The following is a 20,763-nucleotide window of genomic DNA, read 5'->3' as shown; positions in this document are numbered from 1 at the left end:
GCTTAAATTTTAAATTTCAACTAGTTGTTGCTCAATTTTTTAGCGAAAAAACCTGTGAAAAAACCAAAAGTTATTAACAAAGTGGAGAAAAGTGGGAAAAAGTGGGAAATAATTTATATTTTTGAATATATCCAAAATGAACTATGGTTAATTTAATAGGTACATATGAATGTAAGGCAGATGCTAAGGGAAGACTTACTTTATCCTCTAGTTTAAAGAAACAACTTTCGCCAATGTTGCAGGAAGGGTTTGTGTTAAAACGTTCCGTTTTTCAACCTTGTTTGGAGTTGTACCCAATGTCAGAATGGACTTTATTGATGGCAAAGGTCAATAAACTTAATCGTTTTGTAAAGAAAAATAACGACTTTATTAGAAGGTTTACTGCAGGTGTTAAAACTGTAGAATTGGATGGTTCGGGTAGATTGTTAATTCCTAAAGATTTACAAAATTTTGCAGGAATATCTAAAAACGTAGTATTATCATCGGCTTTAAATATTATTGAAATCTGGGATAAAGATAAGTATGAGAAAGCTATTGATGATGCAACTGTTGATTTTGCAGATTTAGCAGAAGATGTTATGGGTAATGTAACAGATGCCGACGATGAGTTATCATAACCCCGTTCTTTTAAAAGAAAGTATCGCTGGTTTAGCAATTAAACCAAATGGTATTTATGTAGATGTAACCTTTGGTGGAGGTGGGCATTCCAAAGAAATTTTGAAATTTTTGAATGAAGAAGGAAAATTATTTGCCTTTGATCAGGATGAAGATGCTAAACAGAATAGTATTGAGGATAATCGATTTGTATTAATTCCTCAGAATTTTAGATATATAAAAAGGTATTTAAGGTTTTACAATATAAAAAAGGTAGATGGAATTTTAGCCGATTTAGGTGTTTCATCTCATCAATTTGATGAAGCAGAAAGAGGGTTTTCAACTAGGTTTAATGCTGATTTAGATATGAGAATGAACCAAACAGATGCTTTAACAGCTTTTGAGGTTATTAATAAATACGAAGAAAGTAAGTTAAGTGATGTTCTTTTTCAATATGGAGAATTAAGAAATGCTCGATCTCTGGCAAAGAAAATAGTTGAATCCAGAACGGAAAAACCTATAAAAACAAGTTTCGATTTAAAAGAGGTTTTAAATGATTTTATTCCAAAATCAAAAGAGCATAAAGTATTGGCTCAAATTTTTCAAGGAATTAGAATTGAGGTAAATCAAGAGATGGAAGCTTTAAAAGATTTTTTATTACAAGTTCCAGAATTGTTAAAGCCAGAAGGGCGATTAAGCGTAATTTCTTATCACTCGTTAGAAGATAGATTAGTGAAACGATTTATTAAAAATGGAATGTTTGAAGGAGAACCTGAAAAAGATTTTTTTGGAAATGTGAACGTTCCAATGCAGAAAGTTGGGAAATTAATTGTTCCAAGCAAAGATGAAATTAAATTAAATAACAGAGCCAGAAGTGCAAAACTTAGAATAGCAACTTTAAAGTAAATGTCTAAAATTAAAAAAAACATATACGATATTTTAAAAGGTAATTTTTTAATTAGTAAAAACTCATTAAAAAATTGGCGGTTTTTGGTTTTTATAGTAATTCTAATGTTGCTTATGATTTCAAGTGCACATTATGCAGATAGACAAGTTTTAGAAATCGCAAAATTGAATAAAGAAATTAAAGAGCTAAAAGCTGAATTTGTAGATACTCGTTCAGTTGCAATGAAAATAAAATTAGAATCTAACATTAAAAATAAAGTTAAAGAATTAGGATTAGAGCCAAGTGAAAATCCACCAGAAATTATAAAAGTAACCTCAAAATCTATTAAATAATAGTGTCAACAACCAAAAAAGGCATATTAAATAAATTGTATATAGTATTTGCATTTGTAGTGTTTTTTATGCTAGCTATACTTATTAAGTTAACCAACATACAATACGTTAACGGTGAAAAGTATAGAAATTTATCACAACAACTTACCTTAAAAAATGACACCATTTTTGCCAATAGAGGAAATGTGTTTTCTGATGATGGAAGTTTGTTAGCAACTTCAAAATCGGAATATGAAATTCGGATGGATGCAGTTACTGTTGACGGAGAAGTATTTGAAAAAAATATTCGAAGCTTGTCTAAATCATTATCTAATTTGTTAGGTAATTCAGCTTCTCATTGGGAAACTAAAATTAGAAAAGCTCGAACCAATAGAAATAGATATTTATTTATAGCTAAAGGTCTTGGGTATATTAATTACATGAAGATTAAACATTTTCCAATTTTTAAACTGGGAATGTATAAAGGAGGATTTATAGCAGAACAATCTACTGTTCGTGCACATCCTTTAGGAAAAGTTGCTGAACGAACTATTGGTTATGACGATTATAGGGGCGGACCAGGAATAGAAGGTGCTTATAGAAATTATTTGCGTGGCAAATTTGGATGGAGAATGAAGCAAAAAATAGCTAAAGGGCAATGGCGACCAATTAGCGATTCTAATGAAAAAGATCCTATCGATGGTAAAGATGTGTTAACTACTATTAATGTTAATATACAAGATATTGCACATCATTCTCTTTTAAGACAATTGGAGTATTACCATGCAGAACATGGTTGTGTGGTAGTTATGGAAACCAAAACAGGAGAAATAAAAGCCATTTCAAATTTAGGGATTAATGCAGAAGGAAACTATTATGAAAAACGAAATTATGCTGTTTATGAATCTATTGAGCCTGGTTCAGCATTTAAATTAATGTCTTTAGTTGCCGCCTTAAAATTAAAGGCAATTGACACAAGTACTATAGTGGATACAAAAGATGGAAAGTATAAAATGTACGGTAGATATATTCATGATTCTAAAAGAGGCGGGCATGGTGTAATTTCTGCTGCAAAAGCATTTGAAGTTTCTTCAAATATTGGTTTTGCACGTTTAATTAACGATAATTTTAAAGATAGACCAGCTGATTTTATTAATGCTCTTAAAGGGATGCATCTTGATAAAAAACTTGGTTTAAAAATTAAAGGAGAAGGCAAACCAGAAATACCTTCTCCAGGTGATAAAATATGGAGTAAAAATGCTTTGCCTTCTATTGCTTATGGATATAATTTAAGAATGACACCTTTGCAAATTTTAACCTTTTATAATGCTATTGCTAATAATGGTGAAATGGTAAAACCAAGGTTTGTAAAGGAAATTAGATCTAGAAATAGACATCATAATTTCTTTGATAAAGAAGTTATAGACGCTTCAATTTGTTCTAAAAAAACAATTGCAGAGGTTCAGGAATTACTTAAAAATGTAGTTAAGCTAGGAACAGCAAAAAAACTATATAGTAAAAATTTCTCTATGGCAGGGAAAACAGGAACAGCACGAACTGAATATGGTAATTATGAAGAATGGATTAAAGATAAAAGATATGTTTCTTCTTTTACAGGGTATTTTCCTGCAAAAAATCCAAAATACTCTTGTATTGTGGTTATCCATAAACCAAAGGTTCAAAAAGGATATTATGGCGCAGATGTTTCAGGTCCTGTATTTAAAGATATAGCTCAAAAAATTTATACTTCAAACCCAGATGTGAAAACTATAAATGCAAATGATACACGAAATTTTGCAAGTATAAACGAAAAATATAATTCTTACTACACCATCTCAAATAAGGCAATTCGGACAATGCCTGATTTAAAAGGAATGGCAGAAATGGACGCCATTCCTTTTCTCGAAAATTTAGGGCTAAAAGTTCTATGTGAAGGGAGAGGTAAAGTAGTAAAACAATCTATAAAAGTAGGTGAAGATATACGTAAAGGTGAAACAGTGATTTTAAAATTATCAACTTAATTGAAAGTAGTTAAAAACATATTGCATAAAGTAGCTATAAATTCCGTTGTGGGGAATGTTGAAGTAGCGGTTACAAATGTTGTTTTTGATTCGCGTAAAGCAATCAAAAACAGCATGTTTGTAGCTCAAAAAGGTTTGGTTTATGATGGACATAAATTTATAAATAAAGCTATTGAGTTAGGTGCTACAGCAATAGTTTGTGAAGATCTTCCTAAAAAATTAATATCGGATGTTGTTTATGTTCAAGTAGCAGATAGTAATTTGGCTTTGGCCATTATTGCAGCTAATTTTTATAATAACCCTTCTTCTAAATTAAAATTAGTAGGTGTTACTGGAACAAATGGAAAAACAACCATTGCAACATTACTATATAAATTATTCAAAAAAGCAGGTTTTAAAGTAGGTTTACTTTCAACAGTAAAAATTTTGGTGAATGATAAAGAATTTAAGGCAACTCATACAACACCAGATTCTGTTAGTATAAATTACTATTTAAACGAAATGGTAGGTGAAGAGGTTGATTTTTGTTTTATGGAAGTTAGCTCACATGGAATTCATCAAAAAAGAACAGAAGGATTAGAATTTGATGCAGGTGTTTTTACAAATCTAACTCATGATCATTTAGATTATCACGCCACATTTAAAGAATATCGTGATGTAAAAAAATCATTTTTTGATTCCTTGCCAAAATCAGCTTTTGCTTTGGTTAATGTAGATGATAAAAATGGAGAAGTGATGTTGCAAAACACAATTGCAACCAAATATACTTACGCTTTAAAAACTATGGCAGATTTTAAAGCTAAAATAATAGAAAACCAATTTTCAGGGTTGTTATTATCTATTGATAATCAAGAAGTTTGGACGCGTTTAGTTGGAGAGTTTAATGCCTATAATCTAACAGCAATTTATGGTGTAGCTAAATTATTTGGTTTAGAAACCACTAAAATACTTACAATTATAAGTCAATTAAATAGTGTTGAAGGACGATTTCAGTACGTAACCTCTGAAAATGGTGTGGTTGCAGTAATTGATTATGCACATACGCCAGATGCTTTAAAAAATGTACTGCAAACTATTCAAAATGTAAAAAATGATAGCAAGAAAATAATTACCGTTGTGGGATGCGGAGGTAACAGAGATAAGGCTAAACGTCCTGTTATGGGGCGTATAGCTTCTCAGTTAAGTTCACAAGTCATTTTTACATCGGACAATCCAAGAAATGAAGATCCGCAAATTATAATTGATGAAATGGAAGCAGGAGTAGAAAAGGAAAATTTAAGTAAAGTGGTACATATTTTAGAACGTTCACAAGCCATAAAAATGGCCACTAAACTTGCATCAAAAGGAGATATTATTCTGATTGCAGGAAAAGGACATGAAAATTATCAGGAAATAAATGGAGTGAGAAATCATTTTGATGATTATGAAGAAATAACTAAAAATTTTAAAGCAATAGTAAGTTAAATATGTTGTATTATTTATTTGAATATTTAGAAAAGCATTACAGTTTAGCTGGAGCAGGATTGTTTCAGTACATTACATTTAGATCAGCCGTTGCTTTTATAATTTCATTATTGTTTTCAACCATTTATGGTAAACGAATTATTAATTTTTTACAACAAAAACAAGTTGGAGAATCTGTTAGAGACTTAGGTTTAACTGGACAAGTTGAAAAAGCAGGCACACCAACTATGGGTGGAATAATTATCATTTTAGCTACATTAATTCCAGTATTGCTATTTGCCAAGCTCGAAAATATTTACATCATTATTTTAATTGTTACTACGCTTTGGATGGGAGCAATTGGTTTTTTAGATGATTATATTAAAATTTTTAAAAAGAACAAAGAAGGTTTAAAAGGAAGATTTAAAATATTAGGACAAGTTTCTTTAGGGATTTTTGTTGGAGCGATGCTATACTTTAATCCGCAGGTAACTATTAAGCAAAAACTACCAGTTAAATTTCAATATGTTGCAGAAAACGGAATCCCTGTTTTATTTGGTAAGGCCGAAAAATCTACCAAAACAACAATTCCATTTTTAAAAAATAATGAACTTAATTACGCAGAAGCACTTACATTATTTGGAGACGGGTTAAAAGATTATGCTTGGTTAATTTTTATTCCTATTGTAATTTTTATCATAACTGCTGTATCTAATGGTGCAAACTTAACGGACGGAATTGATGGATTAGCAGCTGGTTCTTCGGCAATAATAGTGCTTACTTTAGGGATTTTTGCTTGGGTATCCGGTAATATAATTTTCGCCAATTATTTAAATGTAATGTATATTCCAAGTTCAGGTGAAATGACTGTCTTTATTTCCGCTTTTGTAGGTGCATTAATAGGTTTCTTATGGTATAACACATATCCAGCTCAAGTTTTTATGGGAGATACAGGAAGTTTAACCATTGGAGCTGTAATTGCGGTATTAGCAATTGCCGTTCGAAAAGAATTGCTTATTCCAATATTAGCAGGAGTGTTTTTAGTCGAAAATTTATCTGTAATTCTACAAGTGAGTTACTTTAAATATACAAAGAAAAAATATGGTGTAGGAAAGCGAATTTTTAAAATGTCGCCATTACATCATCATTATCAAAAAACAGGTTATCATGAAAGTAAAATTGTAACCCGTTTTTGGATTATTGGAATATTATTAGCCGTATTTACTATTGTAACCTTAAAATTACGATAAATGAAATTGGTGGTTTTAGGCGCAGGCGAAAGCGGTGTTGGAGCTGCTATTTTAGGCAAGCAAAAAAAATATGAAGTTTTTGTTTCTGATGCAGGAAACATAGCTGAAAAATATAAAAACGTTCTTTTAAATAATGAAATTTCTTTTGAAGAAGGAAAACATAGTAAATCTATAATTTTTGAAGGAGATATTGTGGTTAAAAGCCCTGGAATTCCAGACACAATTCAAATTATTAAGGAAATTAAGGAAAAGGAAATTCCTGTAATTTCTGAAATAGAATTTGCTTCTATTTTTTGTGAAGCTAAAATTGTTGGTATTACAGGATCAAATGGTAAAACAACTACCACCATGTTAGTACATCATATTTTAAAAAAGGAGTACTTAAATGTTGGGATGGGAGGAAATATTGGAAAGAGTTTTGCCCAGCAAGTTGCAGAAAATAATCTGGATTATGAGGTGTTAGAATTAAGTAGTTTTCAATTAGATGGTATTAAAAGTTTTAAACCAAATATTGCAATAATTACAAATATAACTCCTGATCATTTAGATAGGTATAATTACAAATTTGAGAACTATATAAATTCAAAATTTAGAATAACTAAAAATCAAAATGAAGAGGATTATTTAATATATGATAATGAAGATAAGGTAATTTCAAATTGGTTAAAAAATAATAAGATCAAATCTAAATTACTTCCTTTTTCAACAGAAAAAGAATTAGAAGAAGGAGTTTTTATAAGAGATAACAACATAATAATAAAATATAATAATATAGAAAATTCAATAATGAGTATTTCAACACTAGCATTAAAAGGAAAACACAATACTAAAAACGCTATGGCTGCAGCTATGGCTGCTTCCTTGTTAAAAGTAAGGCTAAACACAATTAGAGAAAGTTTAGAAGATTTTGAAGGAGCAGAGCATCGTTTAGAATCTGTATTGAAAATTAATGGAGTACAATATATAAATGATTCTAAAGCTACCAATGTAAATGCAACTTTTTATGCTTTAGATAGTATGCAAACCCCAACAGTTTGGATTGTAGGAGGAATAGATAAAGGAAATGATTATTTAGAATTAATGCCTTTAGTTCGTGAAAAAGTAAAAGCAATTATTTGTTTAGGGCTTGATAACCAAAAAATTGTACAAACATTTGGAAATGTTATTGATTTAATTGTAGAAACGGCAGGCGCAGAAGAAGCAGTTAAAGTAGCATATAAAATTGCTGAAAAAGGAGATACGGTATTGTTATCACCCGCTTGTGCAAGTTTTGATTTGTTTAATAATTATGAAGATAGAGGTAATCAATTTAAGCAAGCTGTAAAACAATTATAATTAGTGAGAAGAATCTTAAAAAATATTGAAGGAGATAAAGCCATTTGGGCAATAGTTGCATTTTTAGCGCTATTATCCTTTATGCCAGTATATAGTGCAAGCACTAATTTAGTGTATGTTGCAAACTCTGGAACTCCAACGTATTATTTAATTAAACATGGTATTTTATTGTTTTTAGGATTTTTAATTATTTATGGAGTTCATAAAATTCCTTTTAAATATTTTAGTGGAATTTCAGTAATAAGCCTTCCGTTTGTTGTATTATTATTGATTTATACTTTAACTCAAGGTCATACTATAAATGGCGCTAATGCAAGTAGATGGATTCAAATTCCATTTATTGGTGTTGGGTTTCAAACCTCAGCGTTAGCGAGCATTGTTTTAATGGTTTATGTTGCAAGATATTTAGCGAAAAATAAAGAAAAAAAGATATCGTTTAAAGAAAGTTTACTACAATTGTGGTTGCCAGTTGGCTTAATTTTAGCTTTAATTTTACCAGCAAATTTTTCAACTACAGCAATCATTTTTACTTTGGTTTTAATACTCACTTTTGTAGGTGGATATCCAATAAAATACTTAATGTATATTATTGGGGTTGGTATAGTTTCATTAGCCTTTTTTATCCTTGTAGCAAAAGCTTTTCCAACCTTAATGCCAAATAGAGTAGATACTTGGATAAGTAGAGTAGAAAATTTTTCAAATAAAAATGCAGTAGAAGGATATCAGGTTGAAAAAGCAAAAATAGCAATAGCAACAGGTAGTTTATTTGGAAAAGGAGCAGGTAAAAGCGTTCAAAAAAACTTTTTACCTCAATCTTCTTCCGACTTTATTTTTGCCATTATTGTTGAAGAATACGGCCTTGTATTAGGCGCGTTAACGGTGATGTTAATGTACTTTTTATTGCTTTTTAGAATTGTTATGGCCGCAAAAAAAGCAAAAAGTGTTTTTGCAACATTACTCATTATTGGAGTAGGATTACCTATAATATTTCAAGCAATAATAAATATGGCTGTTGCAGTAAACTTGTTTCCTGTAACAGGGCAAAACTTGCCATTAATAAGTAGTGGAGGAACTTCTATTTGGATGACCTGTATTGCCATTGGAATTATTTTAAGTGTAACAGCAGAAAAAGAAATAGTGTTTAACGAAACAGATGAAAACCCATTAGATATTTTACATGAAGCAATCCATTAACATATTAATTAGTGGAGGTGGCACAGGAGGTCACATTTATCCAGCAATTTCTATAGCAAATGAGCTAAAGAAAAAGTATAGTAATGCTAATTTTTTATTTGTAGGCGCAAAAGATAGAATGGAAATGCAAAAAGTTCCTCAAGCAGGCTATGAAATTAAAGGATTGTGGATTTCAGGATTGCAAAGAAAATTAACAATTAAAAATTTAGCATTTCCAGTTAAATTATTTAGTAGTTTTTTGAAAGCTTACAAAATAATTAAAAAATTTGAGCCAACTATTGTTATTGGCACTGGTGGATTCGCAAGTGGACCAACTTTATATGTAGCAAATATTAAAGGTATTAAAACGTTAATTCAAGAGCAAAATTCGTACCCAGGAATTACTAATAAATTATTAAGTAAAAAAGCAGCTAAAATTTGTGTGGCTTATGATGGTTTAGAACGATTTTTTCCTGCCGATAAAATTGTAAAAACAGGTAATCCGGTTCGTCAAGATTTGCTTAATATTCAAAATAAAAGGGATGAGGCAATTTCTTTTTTTAAGCTTGATCAAACTAAAAAAACGCTACTGATTTTAGGAGGAAGTTTAGGAGCAAGAGCAATTAATAATTTAATTCAAAATAATATTAATTGGTTGGTTTCTAAAAATATTCAGGTTATCTGGCAAACAGGAAATCTATATTATAATGAATTTAAAAAATATGATGATTTAGAAGGTGTAAAAACATATGCTTTTTTAAATAGAATGGATTTAACCTTTGCAGCGGCAGATTTTGTAATTAGTAGAGCAGGAGCTAGTTCAATTTCCGAATTATGTATTGTGGGTAAACCTGTATTATTTATCCCTTCTCCTAATGTAGCTGAAGATCACCAAACTAAAAATGCTTTAGCAGTTGTACATAAAAATGCGGCATTATTATTAAAAGAAAATGAGTTAGAAAGGTTTCAGTCTGTTTTTAATGAGTTAATTACTGATGAAAATTTGCAACATAAACTTAGTGATAATATAAAAAATTTAGCGTTGCCAGATGCGACAAAAAATATAATTAACGAAATAGAAAAATTAATAACAAATAATTGAATCTAAGCGATATACATAGGGTTTATTTTATAGGTATTGGCGGAATTGGAATGAGCGCTTTAGCAAACTATTTTAATAGCACAGGTAAAATAGTAGCTGGTTATGACAGAGTGGAAACGGCTATAACCAAATCGCTTTTAGAAAAGAATATTGCTATCCATTTTAAAGATTCAGTAGAACTAATACCTGAACAATTTAGAGATAGCGAGAAAACAGTTGTTGTTTATACACCAGCAATTCCAAATAATCATAATGAATTAAATTTCTTTATAAAAAATGGATTTAAAGTTTTAAAACGTTCTGAAATTTTAGGCGAGATAACAAAAAACTCGTTTTGTTTAGCAGTTGCAGGAACACATGGAAAAACAACAACTTCTACAATATTAGGACATATTTTAGAAGTTAATAATGTAAATGCTACGTCATTTTTAGGAGGAATTGCAGAAAATTATAATTCAAATTTAATTTTAGGAGGAAATAAAATTACAGTAGTTGAGGCAGATGAATTCGATAGATCTTTCTTAAAACTTTCACCAAACATTGCTTGTATAACTTCAATGGATGCGGATCATTTAGATATTTACAAAAATAAAACCGCATTAGAAGATGCTTTCAAAGAATTTTCAGAAAAAGTTTCAGACACCATTTTTGTTAAAAAAGGATTGCCAATACCTGGAAAAACTTTTGCAGTTAATGAAACAGCCGATTACACGGCAAGCAATTTAAAAGTTAACAAAGGTTGCTATGTTTTTGATATTAAAACACCTACTGAAATTGTAAAAAACATTCAAATTAATTTACCCGGAAAACATAATGTGCTAAATACGGTGGCAGCTTTGGCAATGGCAAATAGTTTTGGGATTTCAATTCCAGCCATTGCTAAGGCTTTACTAACATTTAAAGGGGTAAAAAGACGTTTTTCTTATAAAATTCAAACAGAAAATTTAGTATTAATTGATGATTATGCACATCATCCAACCGAAATTAATGCTATTGTAGATTCTGTAAATGAAATGTATCCAGACAAAAAAAATGTTGGAGTTTTTCAGCCTCATTTATTTAGTAGAACTAAAGATTTTTCAGATGAATTTGCTAAAAGTTTAAGTAAGTTCAATGAAATAATTTTGTTAGATATATATCCTGCTCGAGAAAAACCTATAAAAGGTATTACCTCAAGCTGGCTTTTAGATAAAATAGATAATAAAAATAAGTTGCTTTCTAGTAAAGAAAATTTAGTAGAAAATATAAAAAAATCAAAGGCTACAGTAGTGGTTATGATTGGCGCTGGCGATATTGGTGAATTAGTAGATGTAGTAACTAAAAAATTGAAAATTGAAAATTAACTGGATATACATAAAAGGCCTTGCTTTACTTGCATTAGTTACATTTTTATATGGTTTTTCAAATTATAAAAATGAACAAATAAAAGTAAAAAAAATTGTAGTTCAATTTGAGAAAGGAACTAACCTTTTTATGAATTACCAAATGGTTAATAAATTGTTAATACAAAATAACGAAAGCCCTAAAAAGTTGTCAAAATCTGTTATAGATTTACACAAATTAGAGTCAAAAGTGCTTTCTCATCCTATGGTTGAGGATGCCGCTGTTTTTTTAACTGTTGATGGTTTGTTAAAAGCAACGATTAAACAGCGTACACCTATAGCTAGAGTTATAACGGATAACAGGAGTTATTACCTTGACAAACAAGGTGAAACAATGCCTTTATCACCTAATTACTCAGAAAGAGTTATGTTGATTTTTGGAGATGTAAATAAAAAAGACGATGCTAAAATCCACAAACTTGTAACTGCTATTTTAAGGGATGAAATTTTAAAAAAATTGTGCATAAGCATTCAAAAGAGTGATGAAAATGAATTTGTTTTAAATACTAGAATAGGATCCCAAAAAATTTTAGTTGGAAATCTGAGAGATTTAAATCAAAAATTAAAGAATTTAAAATCGTTTTTGAACAAAACAATTGGAGATAAAACTATTAATAATTACGCGTTAATAAATTTAAAATACAACAATCAGGTTGTTTGCACAAAAAAGTAAATTATGGAACACAATGATATTTCAGTAGGATTGGATATAGGAACAACAAAAATTGTTGCTATGATTGGTCGTAGAAATGAATACGGAAAAATTGAGTTACTTGGTACCGGAAAAGCTAAAAGCTTAGGAGTGCACAGAGGTGTTGTAAATAATATAACGCAAACCATACAATCTATACAAATGGCTGTAGATGAAGCTATTGCAGTTTCAGGAATTAAAATCCATGAAGCTGTAGTAGGTATTGCAGGTCAGCATATTAGAAGTTTACAACATAGTGATTACATAACTAGACCGAATTCTGAGGAAGTTATTAACGATGATGATTTAGATAAATTAGAAAAACAAGTTTATAAATTAGTAATGCTTCCTGGCGAAGAAATAATTCATGTACTTCCACAGGAATTTAAAGTAGATGGACAGTCTGAAATTACAGAACCTGTAGGAATGTATGGAGGTAGATTAGAAGCTAATTTTCATGTAGTTGTTGGGCAAGTTTCTTCTATTAGAAATATAGGACGTTGTATTAAAAGTGCAGGTTTAGATTTAGCAGGTATTACTTTAGAACCATTAGCATCGGCTGAAGCAGTTTTAAGTAATGAAGAAAAAGAAGCAGGAGTTGCACTAATTGATATAGGAGGTGGAACAACGGATTTAGCAATTTTCAAAAACGGTATTATCCGTCATACTGCAGTTGTCCCTTTTGGAGGAAATGTTATCACTGAAGATATTAAAGAAGGTTGTTCTATTATTGAAAAACAAGCAGAGTTATTAAAAACAAAATTTGGTTCAGCTTGGCCAGGAGAAAATAAGGAAAATGAAATTGTATCTATTCCTGGTTTGAGAGGAAGAGATCCGAAGGAAATTACTCTTAAAAATTTATCTAAAATAATTCATGCAAGAGTAGTTGAAATTATTGAGCAGGTTTTTATGGAAATCAAAAATTATGGACATGAAGAACCTAAGAAAAAACTAATTGCAGGTATTGTTTTAACAGGAGGAGGAGCACAATTAAAGCACTTAAAACAATTAGTAGAATATATTACAGGTATGGATACCAGAATAGGATATCCAAATGAAAATTTAGCAGGAGATTCTGATGAGAGCTTGTCAAGTCCACAATACGCAACGGCAGTTGGTTTGTTAATGAATGGATTAAACAAACTTGAGAAAAATAAAAATAAAGAAAGTAAAGTAATAACAGATATTTCTAAAGAACAAGGAGCTGAAATTACTGAAGAAAAAGAAGCACAAGAAAAGCAACCTAAAAAATCCATATTTGAAAAATGGGCAGATAAGTTTAGAGATTTTTTAGATAATGCAGAATAATAAAAAAATAAGAAAACAATTACCAATACATATATTATGAGCAATTCAGATTTTAATAACATTTCATTCGATTTACCAAAAAATCAGTCTAACGTTATAAAAGTTATCGGCGTAGGAGGTGGAGGTAGTAATGCTGTAAACCATATGTTCTCGCAAGGAATAAATGGCGTTGACTTTGTAATTTGTAATACCGATGCTCAAGCATTACAAAACAGTCCAATACCAACAAAAATTCAGTTAGGCGTTTCTTTAACTGAAGGTTTAGGTGCAGGAGCAAATCCTGAAGTTGGTGAAGAAGCAGCTATGGAAAGCATTCAGGAAATTAGAGGAATGCTATCTACTCACTCAAAAATGGTATTTATTACTGTTGGAATGGGTGGTGGTACAGGTACAGGAGCTGCTCCAGTTATAGCTAAAGTTGCCCGTGAGTTAGATTTGTTAACTATTGGTATTGTAACAACTCCTTTTTCTTTTGAGGGGAAAATGAGAAATGAACAAGCACAAAAAGGAATTGATAAATTACGTGAATATGTAGATTCGTTAGTGGTTATCAATAATAATAAATTGCGTGAAGTATATGGTAATTTAGGTTTTAAAGCAGGATTTTCAAAAGCAGATGAAGTTTTATCAACTGCCGCAAGAGGTATTGCAGAAGTAATTACACATCACTACACACAAAATATAGATTTAAAAGATGCTAAAACCGTATTATCAAATAGTGGTACTGCAATTATGGGATCAGCATCAGCAACAGGTGTCAATCGTTCAGAAGAAGCTATAACAAAAGCATTAGATTCTCCTTTATTAAATGATAATAAAATAACTGGAGCTAAAAATGTATTGTTATTAATTGTTTCAGGCGCCGAAGAAATTACTATTGATGAAATAGGTGAGATTAATGATTATATTCAGTCAGAAGCAAAATCGAATGTAAATATTATTATGGGAGTTGGTGAGGATCAAGATCTTGGTGACGCCATTTCAGTTACCGTAATTGCAACTGGTTTTAATAAGGACCAACAATATGAAATTGCAAATACGGATCCTAAAATAATTATGCACACTTTAGATGATGAGCAAGAAGCAACTTTTGATTTTAAAGAAAAAACTATACAAAATACTGTTAAGGAAGAAATTGAAAATAAAATAGAAGAGCCTTCTAAAGATGAAGATAAAATTGTATATGATTTAGGAGAAGAATTGGAAGAAGAAGATAACCTAATTCCTACTACAGAGTTTATAAAAAATTTAGATGTAGTTTATGATGAAGTTTTATCAAACAATGTGGATGAATTTGAAATTACCGAAGTTAAATCTGAAACTGTTGAAGAAGTAGAAGAAAATATAGAAGAAGAAAATCAAATTTCATTTACTTTTGATTTACCAATTAATGAAACTAAAAAAACTTTACCTGAAAACAATGATAATGTTCAAAAAATAGATGTTTCAGATATTGAAGTACATAATCATGAAGAGATTAAACCAGTTAAAGAAGTTGAAAAAGAAGTTTATTTTTCACTAGAAGATTATACTGAGTTAGAAGAAAATTTAGCCAAAGCAACTAAGCCGAAGGCTAAAATAGAAACTGCTGTTGAAGAAGAATTGAAATTTACGCTTCGTGCAGAAGAAGATATTAATAATCATGAAGTTGTAGATTACAAAGAAGTATCTCCTTTAGATTTAACCATTGAAGAACTGCAAAAAAGAGCAGCAGATAGACGACAAAAATTAAAAACTTTGAACTATAAATTTGTAAATAAAGTTTCTAAAAATATAGAAGAAATTGAAAAAGAACCTGCATATAAACGAATGGGAGTAGAATTAAATGAAACCGCTCATTCCTCTGAAATTAATCAATCTAGAACTTCTTTAGAAATTGACGAGAATGACGATATTCAATTTAGATCTAACAACTCATTTTTGCATGATAATGTAGATTAAAATATTGCCCAAGGACGAAGACCCTTAGAACTGTTTTCTAAGTTTTGACTCGAAAATCTTCTTTATTATATAAGATTTTCGAGTTCTTTTTTTTTATCTTCGCAAAACTAAAATTAGTTTACCATGAGTTTACAAAATAAAGTAATGAGTAAAATAAAAGATGCCATGAAATCTAAAGATACTTTGGCATTAGAATCCTTACGAGCAATAAAATCTGAAATATTACTTGCTCAAACAAAAGGAGGAGCTTCTGAAAGTTTAACGGAAGAAGAAGAACTAAAAATTGTACAAAAATTAGTAAAACAACGAAAAGATAGTGCTACTCTTTATAAAGAGCAAGGTAGAAATGATTTAGCAGAACCTGAATTAGCACAAGTAGAAATTATTTCACAATTTTTACCAGAACAATTGGGAGAAGAAGAACTTGTAGCAGTGATTTCTGAAATTGTAGAAAACGTTGGAGCAACTTCTATGAAAGATATGGGAAAAGTAATGGGAATGGCCTCAAAACAATTAGCCGGTAAAGCAGATGGAAAGGCTATTTCAATGGTTGTAAAAAAACTACTTTCTTAATAAACTGGCCTCGTGGCGCAACTGAATAGCGCACTGGATTTCGGCTCCAGCGGTTGCAGGTTTGAATCCTGCCGGGGTCACTAAAGATAAAAACTCCAACATTTTGTTGGAGTTTTTTTTATTTATTTTGTGAATAAGTACGTTAATAACTCTTTAAGTATTGATAATTAAATAGTTAGGTTATTATTAAATTCGCATATCAAATAAGGGCGTTAAATTTTTAGTAAGAAATAAATAAAACCCCAAAAAAGGGATGCTAATTGAAGTGTCCCTTTTTAATTTATAAAATCACTATACTGGTACGTTTAGTGTATGATTTCGTAAGGGATTTCGGACTTAAAACCTATCAAGTTACTCCCAAAAATTAATGCGGGAGAAAACGCAAAAAAACATCTGAAACCCTTATGAATTATACACATTGTTACCAAACGTACTTTTTCTATTCTTTCCATTGTCGTTTTCTTTTTTCTCTGAACCATAATATTAGTCCAAGAAGAATTGTCAGCAAAATCAAACTTGGTTCGCTCATTCTTTGAGTGTCTTCGCCAAGGTCTAATGATTTATTGCCTGATAAAGCTTGTTCTTGTTTCTTTTTTAACATTGCTTTTTGAGCTTCGTTCTCTACCACCAAATATGATGTTACTGGTGTCATTACCTTAGAAATGAAACTGCATTTTACCATATTCAGCCATTCCTTGTCTGAGTTTTCAGGATGCAGGATTTGTGAAGTCCATTGTCCCTGCAATGTCAAGGCTGATTGCCAATTCTTTTCTTTAATATCTTTTTCAGTGACGTCAAAAATATCCTTTTTTAGAATGATGCTTGGTTCATTATTGTTGGGTAAATATGCAATTGAATTGTCCGACAACTTATATTCCAAAACAGTTTCACAAAACATACATTCTCTATTTATTTCAGGAAGTTCTTTGATTGGATTCTCAGTTAAAGAATGTTCTTTTAAAATTCCATTTTTGTCAAGTATGAAAAATAAATTGCTTTCTGGAAATGTAAATTTGAAATCTGTAAAATCTTTATCCAAAACAGCATTTTGAATACTGTCAGTTACGACCACAATTACAGGATATGTTTTTGATTTGTCTTTGTAGGCATTGAATAGCGTTTTTCTTATTGCTCTATCTAAGTTAAAACCGCCTTCAAAGGTTTGATTCTTATATTTTACTTTCCAATCATTATCCAATGAAGTAGTATTTACATAGCTGCTTATAAAGCTAATTTGTGCGTTTTCTGAAAGCGGTTTATTGTTTTCTAAAATATTTTCTATCCTTTTGATGAAATCCACTGAATAGCCGTCTTTATCTTTCGATACGTCAACCAGAAAATGAAAATAAGGTTTACGTTTAGTAAATTTCAATTTTTGTTTTTGTTCGGCTGAAACGTAAACGATGTTTTCGGTTTCAATATTTTGGCAAACTGTTTCTTCTTGGTTTCCTAACTCAACTATATTATTGTCAATATTTAGCTTTATTGGTTCTTTGTGTAAGAACTCTATTCCTGTTTTTCTTACTTCATCTTTTGAGAAAGGAAATACTCTGAAAGCAACTTTATTTCCTGTCAAATAATAAAGAATACCTGGGTCTCGGTTTGTATTACGGATTTGTGAAAATATCCACATTGCCGATTTCTTTTCGGCTAAAATGCCTGATTCTTTTTTGTCACCAACATATAAATAATAATCGCTAATCCAACAACCTTCGGGTAAATCAATAGTTGTGGCATATTCAGAGAACCACGTGTTTCCGCTTTTATTGGTTATTTCCAAATTAACCCAACTTATCCAAGCATTTTGAGTTTTGTCGTAGGTACTGTTTGTTGATATATTACTTATTTGAACATTGTCGTTTTGAATATTCTCAGGTCGCAACTCAAAAGTAGTATTATCGAAAAATATTTTTTCTATTGTGTTGATTTTTGTATCAGACAAAGTGAGGTTGTCCATTACTAACCAATTGAAATAAGATGACAAATAGGGAATTCCATTACCAAAAATCCCACCTCCGCTACCTCTATGATCTTTATGACTTTTAATAACATTAAGCGTTTTTTGAAGCGAACTTTTATCAATGTCATATTGCTTTGAGTAATCAGGGCTGTATAAATAAGAAAGTGTTTCATTTAAAACGCTTTTGTCTTTTAGGTAAGTTGTTGTTATAAAAGCTGGAATAGTGAAAAAACCCAACACTGAAATTCCGACAATAATTTTTTTTGAGAAATGTGTTTTCAAGTAGGTGAAACCCTTTGAAAGCTCATTGATATGAATAACGAAAAGTAGTAAAGGTGTTAGCATTAAAAAGCCTGTGCCGATTGCAATAATAGCTATGACTGATAAAGGCAAAAATGGCAAGAACACTAAAAAGAAATAGAATGTGTAAGCTAATGTTATACTTCTTCCAATAAATAAAAGTAAGCGGTATACTTTATTTTCAATGTTAGGCAAACAAACCAAGATTCCATTAGTAACAGCAAGTATGTAAAACCAAGTATTATTGAAATCGCCGAAAATTCCCGAATTACTGGTTCCAAAATTATTAAATAAATGTCCGTTGTTTACTGATAAACCCAATAATGGCAGGACAATAGCAATAGGGATTTTCCAAGCTAATTGATACTTCAGCCAAATATCAGCTTTTTTAGTTGTAAGAATATAAACACCCCTAATTAAGAAAAAGAGAAAAACTAAGGTAGCAGCGATAATAATCACAACTAAAATGTGAGTATAAAATTCACTTTCAACTCGTTGCCATAATGGAAGAATTATTTGCGAAAATAAGTAGCCTGCTACTGGAATTCCAATTGCAATAAGAAAATTTACCCAAGCTTTGTGTTCTTTGTTTTCAGATGTAAAATGAGAAACAAGAATAAACAATGAATAGGCAAGTGTTGGCATTAGAAATGTCCCAACATATAAAAAGATGTTTCCCGAAACCATCCATTGTGGAACAGAAAAAGGAATGATTTTATCTAAATGATAACCGTAGAGGTAAATAAAAGGAATGTAGCAAAGCAGCGCGAGTAAACCATACCAAACAGGCACATTCTTCTTTTTAAGAGTCAAATAAACCGCAAAAACAAAATTCAGTAATCCAAGTACTCCTAACGAAAAACCAAAAGATTTCCAAAGCTGGATACTGTTCTCCTCCAATAAGGTTTTAATAATATTGAACTGTCCAAAGAAAAGGAAAAACAGCACCACTAATGGTAGCGTGTTTATAATAAAAAGCCATTTCGGGTTAAGCAAATTTCGCATTGTGATGTCTATTTATTAAAATTTTTTCAATTAGTATGTAAGCCAAAATCATGAATGACAAGTTTGTGATTATTCCTATAGCTTCGTGTATTATATGTTGCTGGTTCAGAAAAATATTTTTTGTCTGAGTCTGCACAACGATTGAAGCAAAAATTCGCGATGTATTTACAAATATAGTCAGTAAATAAGCTCCAATTAAAGCACTCGGAATAGTCAGAATTTTGCTTAAAGTCTTGTCAGAATGTTTTACTGTTAAATAAGCAAATATCAGAAAGCATAAAATCCAAAAGTTAAATCCTGAACAGGATTTGTCAATAATTATATTTAGGTGTTCGTGGAAATATCCACTTTCTGAAAGATAAACAGAATGCGAACCTGTCAAAAGTCCAACAAGTTTGTCGGTCGGTTTAATAAGAAAGGTCAAATCGTTATTATCAGCAAGTGTAAAACCGAATTTCAGTAAGATGAAAAGTCCTACTGCTGTCAAATAATATGGTATATTCTTGTTTATCTGCACTGTCTTTTTAGTATGTGTGGTAACGATTTTTTATAAGATTTGTGCGTTTGGAAAATCGGAGATTTTTCGAACGTAGCAAATCGGTTTGTTAGAATTATTGTCGTTTTGTACTAAATCAAATTTAAGCATAAATTTTATGAGTTGTTGTGCTCAGTATTTATTCTTTATTATAAATTTTTCTCCTAATTTTTCTCTCATTAAATCTGAAAGTTCTTTAATTTCAGAATCCTTTAGTGTAAATGAATGATTTTCTTGGTTTCTTATTATTTCTATCTTGTTCTGCCATAATACAATCTGATCAATTTTTTCAAACTCCCATTTATTAATAATAAATATTGATGCATCTTGAAATATAATAGCCCTTTTTGTTAGATGTATTAAATGCTTGTTTACACCAAAAATACTTAACAATATAATATACATTCCAAGAAACACTTTAGAGTCAATTCCTCTAAAAGAAAAAGAAGATTGATTAACTAATAAACCCCATACTAGAATTAAAAATCCTAGAATTATCCCAATAAATAAGTTTAATCTCCATTTTTTATTAATTCCAAATGAGAAATATTTTTTCATCTTCATTCTTTGTCTTTTGGTAATATAATTGATGATAAGCGATAAATATAAGACACTTGCTAAAATTGGTATCAGTAAATCACTATCCCATAATATAATTATCAAAATAATATAAAAGATTATCCAAATTATTCTTTTCATTTTTTTATTGAGCACAACGGTTTAGTACAAGGAAAGTTGCGATTGGTAAATCGTAATTTTCCGTTGTTTGTTCTTTAGTTTATATGTTTTTCGGATTGTTCTAATCATTAATATTTAGCAATTTTTTTTGTGCATTGTTGTGCGGTGTATTTTTTAAATCGGTTTAAATCGTACTTCTACATTAGGTAGTCCGGGTGGATCGTTTTTTCCAGAAACTAAACCCATAATCAGTT

General features: G+C 30.3%; 17 protein-coding genes and 1 tRNA gene. 15 read left to right on the top strand and 3 right to left on the bottom strand.

Features of this window, described 5'->3' with window-relative positions:
* The first annotated feature begins 143 nt into the window (after positions 1 to 143).
* The 15 genes from R3342_RS07345 to R3342_RS07275 all read left to right on the top strand — a co-directional run bounded on the left by R3342_RS07345 (position 144) and on the right by R3342_RS07275 (position 16,111).
* Entirely contained in the window at positions 144 to 617 is a 474-nt protein-coding gene (locus tag R3342_RS07345; RefSeq protein WP_318939376.1) for a division/cell wall cluster transcriptional repressor MraZ, read from the top strand.
* Entirely contained in the window at positions 604 to 1,500 is an 897-nt protein-coding gene (gene rsmH / locus R3342_RS07340) for a 16S rRNA (cytosine(1402)-N(4))-methyltransferase RsmH (RefSeq protein ID WP_318939375.1), read from the top strand. The genes R3342_RS07345 and rsmH overlap by 14 nt, the downstream gene beginning before the upstream one ends.
* The gene (locus R3342_RS07335; RefSeq protein ID WP_318939374.1) at positions 1,501 to 1,833 is read left to right on the top strand and encodes an FtsL-like putative cell division protein; all 333 of its coding nucleotides are present in this window, start codon (positions 1,501 to 1,503) and stop codon (positions 1,831 to 1,833) included.
* A 2-nt stretch (positions 1,834 to 1,835) separates the two neighbouring features.
* Positions 1,836 to 3,833, top strand: a complete 1,998-nt coding sequence (locus R3342_RS07330) for a penicillin-binding protein (RefSeq protein ID WP_318939373.1) — start codon at positions 1,836 to 1,838, stop codon at positions 3,831 to 3,833.
* On the top strand, positions 3,834 to 5,297 hold the full coding sequence (locus R3342_RS07325; protein ID WP_318939372.1) for a UDP-N-acetylmuramoyl-L-alanyl-D-glutamate--2,6-diaminopimelate ligase: 1,464 nt from the start codon (positions 3,834 to 3,836) through the stop codon (positions 5,295 to 5,297).
* A 2-nt stretch (positions 5,298 to 5,299) separates the two neighbouring features.
* Positions 5,300 to 6,526, top strand: coding sequence for a phospho-N-acetylmuramoyl-pentapeptide-transferase (gene mraY / locus R3342_RS07320; RefSeq protein ID WP_318939371.1), 1,227 nt, complete (start codon positions 5,300 to 5,302; stop codon positions 6,524 to 6,526).
* Positions 6,527 to 7,861 carry a UDP-N-acetylmuramoyl-L-alanine--D-glutamate ligase gene (gene murD, locus R3342_RS07315; RefSeq protein WP_318939370.1) on the top strand — a complete coding sequence of 445 codons (1,335 nt, stop codon included), beginning with the start codon at positions 6,527 to 6,529 and terminating at the stop codon, positions 7,859 to 7,861.
* A 3-nt stretch (positions 7,862 to 7,864) separates the two neighbouring features.
* The gene (locus R3342_RS07310) at positions 7,865 to 9,055 is read left to right on the top strand and encodes an FtsW/RodA/SpoVE family cell cycle protein (protein WP_318939369.1); all 1,191 of its coding nucleotides are present in this window, start codon (positions 7,865 to 7,867) and stop codon (positions 9,053 to 9,055) included.
* A complete protein-coding gene (gene murG, locus R3342_RS07305; protein ID WP_318939368.1) occupies positions 9,039 to 10,136 on the top strand; it encodes an undecaprenyldiphospho-muramoylpentapeptide beta-N-acetylglucosaminyltransferase in 1,098 nt (365 codons plus the stop codon). Before R3342_RS07310 ends, murG begins: the two co-directional genes overlap by 17 nt.
* Positions 10,133 to 11,479: a UDP-N-acetylmuramate--L-alanine ligase gene (gene murC, locus R3342_RS07300; RefSeq protein ID WP_318939367.1), complete on the top strand. Its 1,347-nt coding sequence runs from the start codon at positions 10,133 to 10,135 to the stop codon at positions 11,477 to 11,479. Before murG ends, murC begins: the two co-directional genes overlap by 4 nt.
* Positions 11,469 to 12,191: a cell division protein FtsQ gene (locus R3342_RS07295; protein ID WP_318939366.1), complete on the top strand. Its 723-nt coding sequence runs from the start codon at positions 11,469 to 11,471 to the stop codon at positions 12,189 to 12,191. Before murC ends, R3342_RS07295 begins: the two co-directional genes overlap by 11 nt.
* Before the next feature lie 3 nt (positions 12,192 to 12,194).
* A complete protein-coding gene (gene ftsA, locus R3342_RS07290; protein ID WP_318939365.1) occupies positions 12,195 to 13,517 on the top strand; it encodes a cell division protein FtsA in 1,323 nt (440 codons plus the stop codon).
* A 36-nt stretch (positions 13,518 to 13,553) separates the two neighbouring features.
* Positions 13,554 to 15,458, top strand: coding sequence for a cell division protein FtsZ (ftsZ, locus tag R3342_RS07285; protein ID WP_318939364.1), 1,905 nt, complete (start codon positions 13,554 to 13,556; stop codon positions 15,456 to 15,458).
* 123 nt (positions 15,459 to 15,581) lie between these two features.
* Positions 15,582 to 16,031 (top strand): GatB/YqeY domain-containing protein, encoded by a 450-nt coding sequence (locus R3342_RS07280; RefSeq protein ID WP_318939363.1) that lies wholly within the window; start codon positions 15,582 to 15,584, stop codon positions 16,029 to 16,031.
* A 6-nt stretch (positions 16,032 to 16,037) separates the two neighbouring features.
* A tRNA-Arg gene (locus tag R3342_RS07275) sits at positions 16,038 to 16,111 on the top strand.
* Between the two features lie 359 nt (positions 16,112 to 16,470).
* Here R3342_RS07275 and R3342_RS07270 read toward each other — a convergent pair.
* The 3 genes from R3342_RS07270 to R3342_RS07260 all read right to left on the bottom strand — a co-directional run bounded on the left by R3342_RS07270 (position 16,471) and on the right by R3342_RS07260 (position 20,530).
* Complete coding sequence (locus tag R3342_RS07270) at positions 16,471 to 19,296, bottom strand: MSEP-CTERM sorting domain-containing protein (RefSeq protein ID WP_318939362.1); 2,826 nt, start codon at positions 19,294 to 19,296, stop codon at positions 16,471 to 16,473.
* Positions 19,280 to 19,813, bottom strand: a complete 534-nt coding sequence (gene xrtK, locus R3342_RS07265; protein WP_318939361.1) for an exosortase K — start codon at positions 19,811 to 19,813, stop codon at positions 19,280 to 19,282. The genes R3342_RS07270 and xrtK overlap by 17 nt, the downstream gene beginning before the upstream one ends.
* A gap of 150 nt (positions 19,814 to 19,963) precedes the next feature.
* Positions 19,964 to 20,530, bottom strand: coding sequence for a hypothetical protein (locus R3342_RS07260; protein ID WP_318939360.1), 567 nt, complete (start codon positions 20,528 to 20,530; stop codon positions 19,964 to 19,966).
* Positions 20,531 to 20,763: the final 233 nt, after the last annotated feature.

Origin of the sequence: Lutibacter sp. (assembly GCF_033723435.1) — a bacterium.
Lineage (GTDB): Bacteria > Bacteroidota > Bacteroidia > Flavobacteriales > Flavobacteriaceae > Lutibacter.
This window is presented reverse-complemented; position numbering and strand designations above follow the sequence as displayed.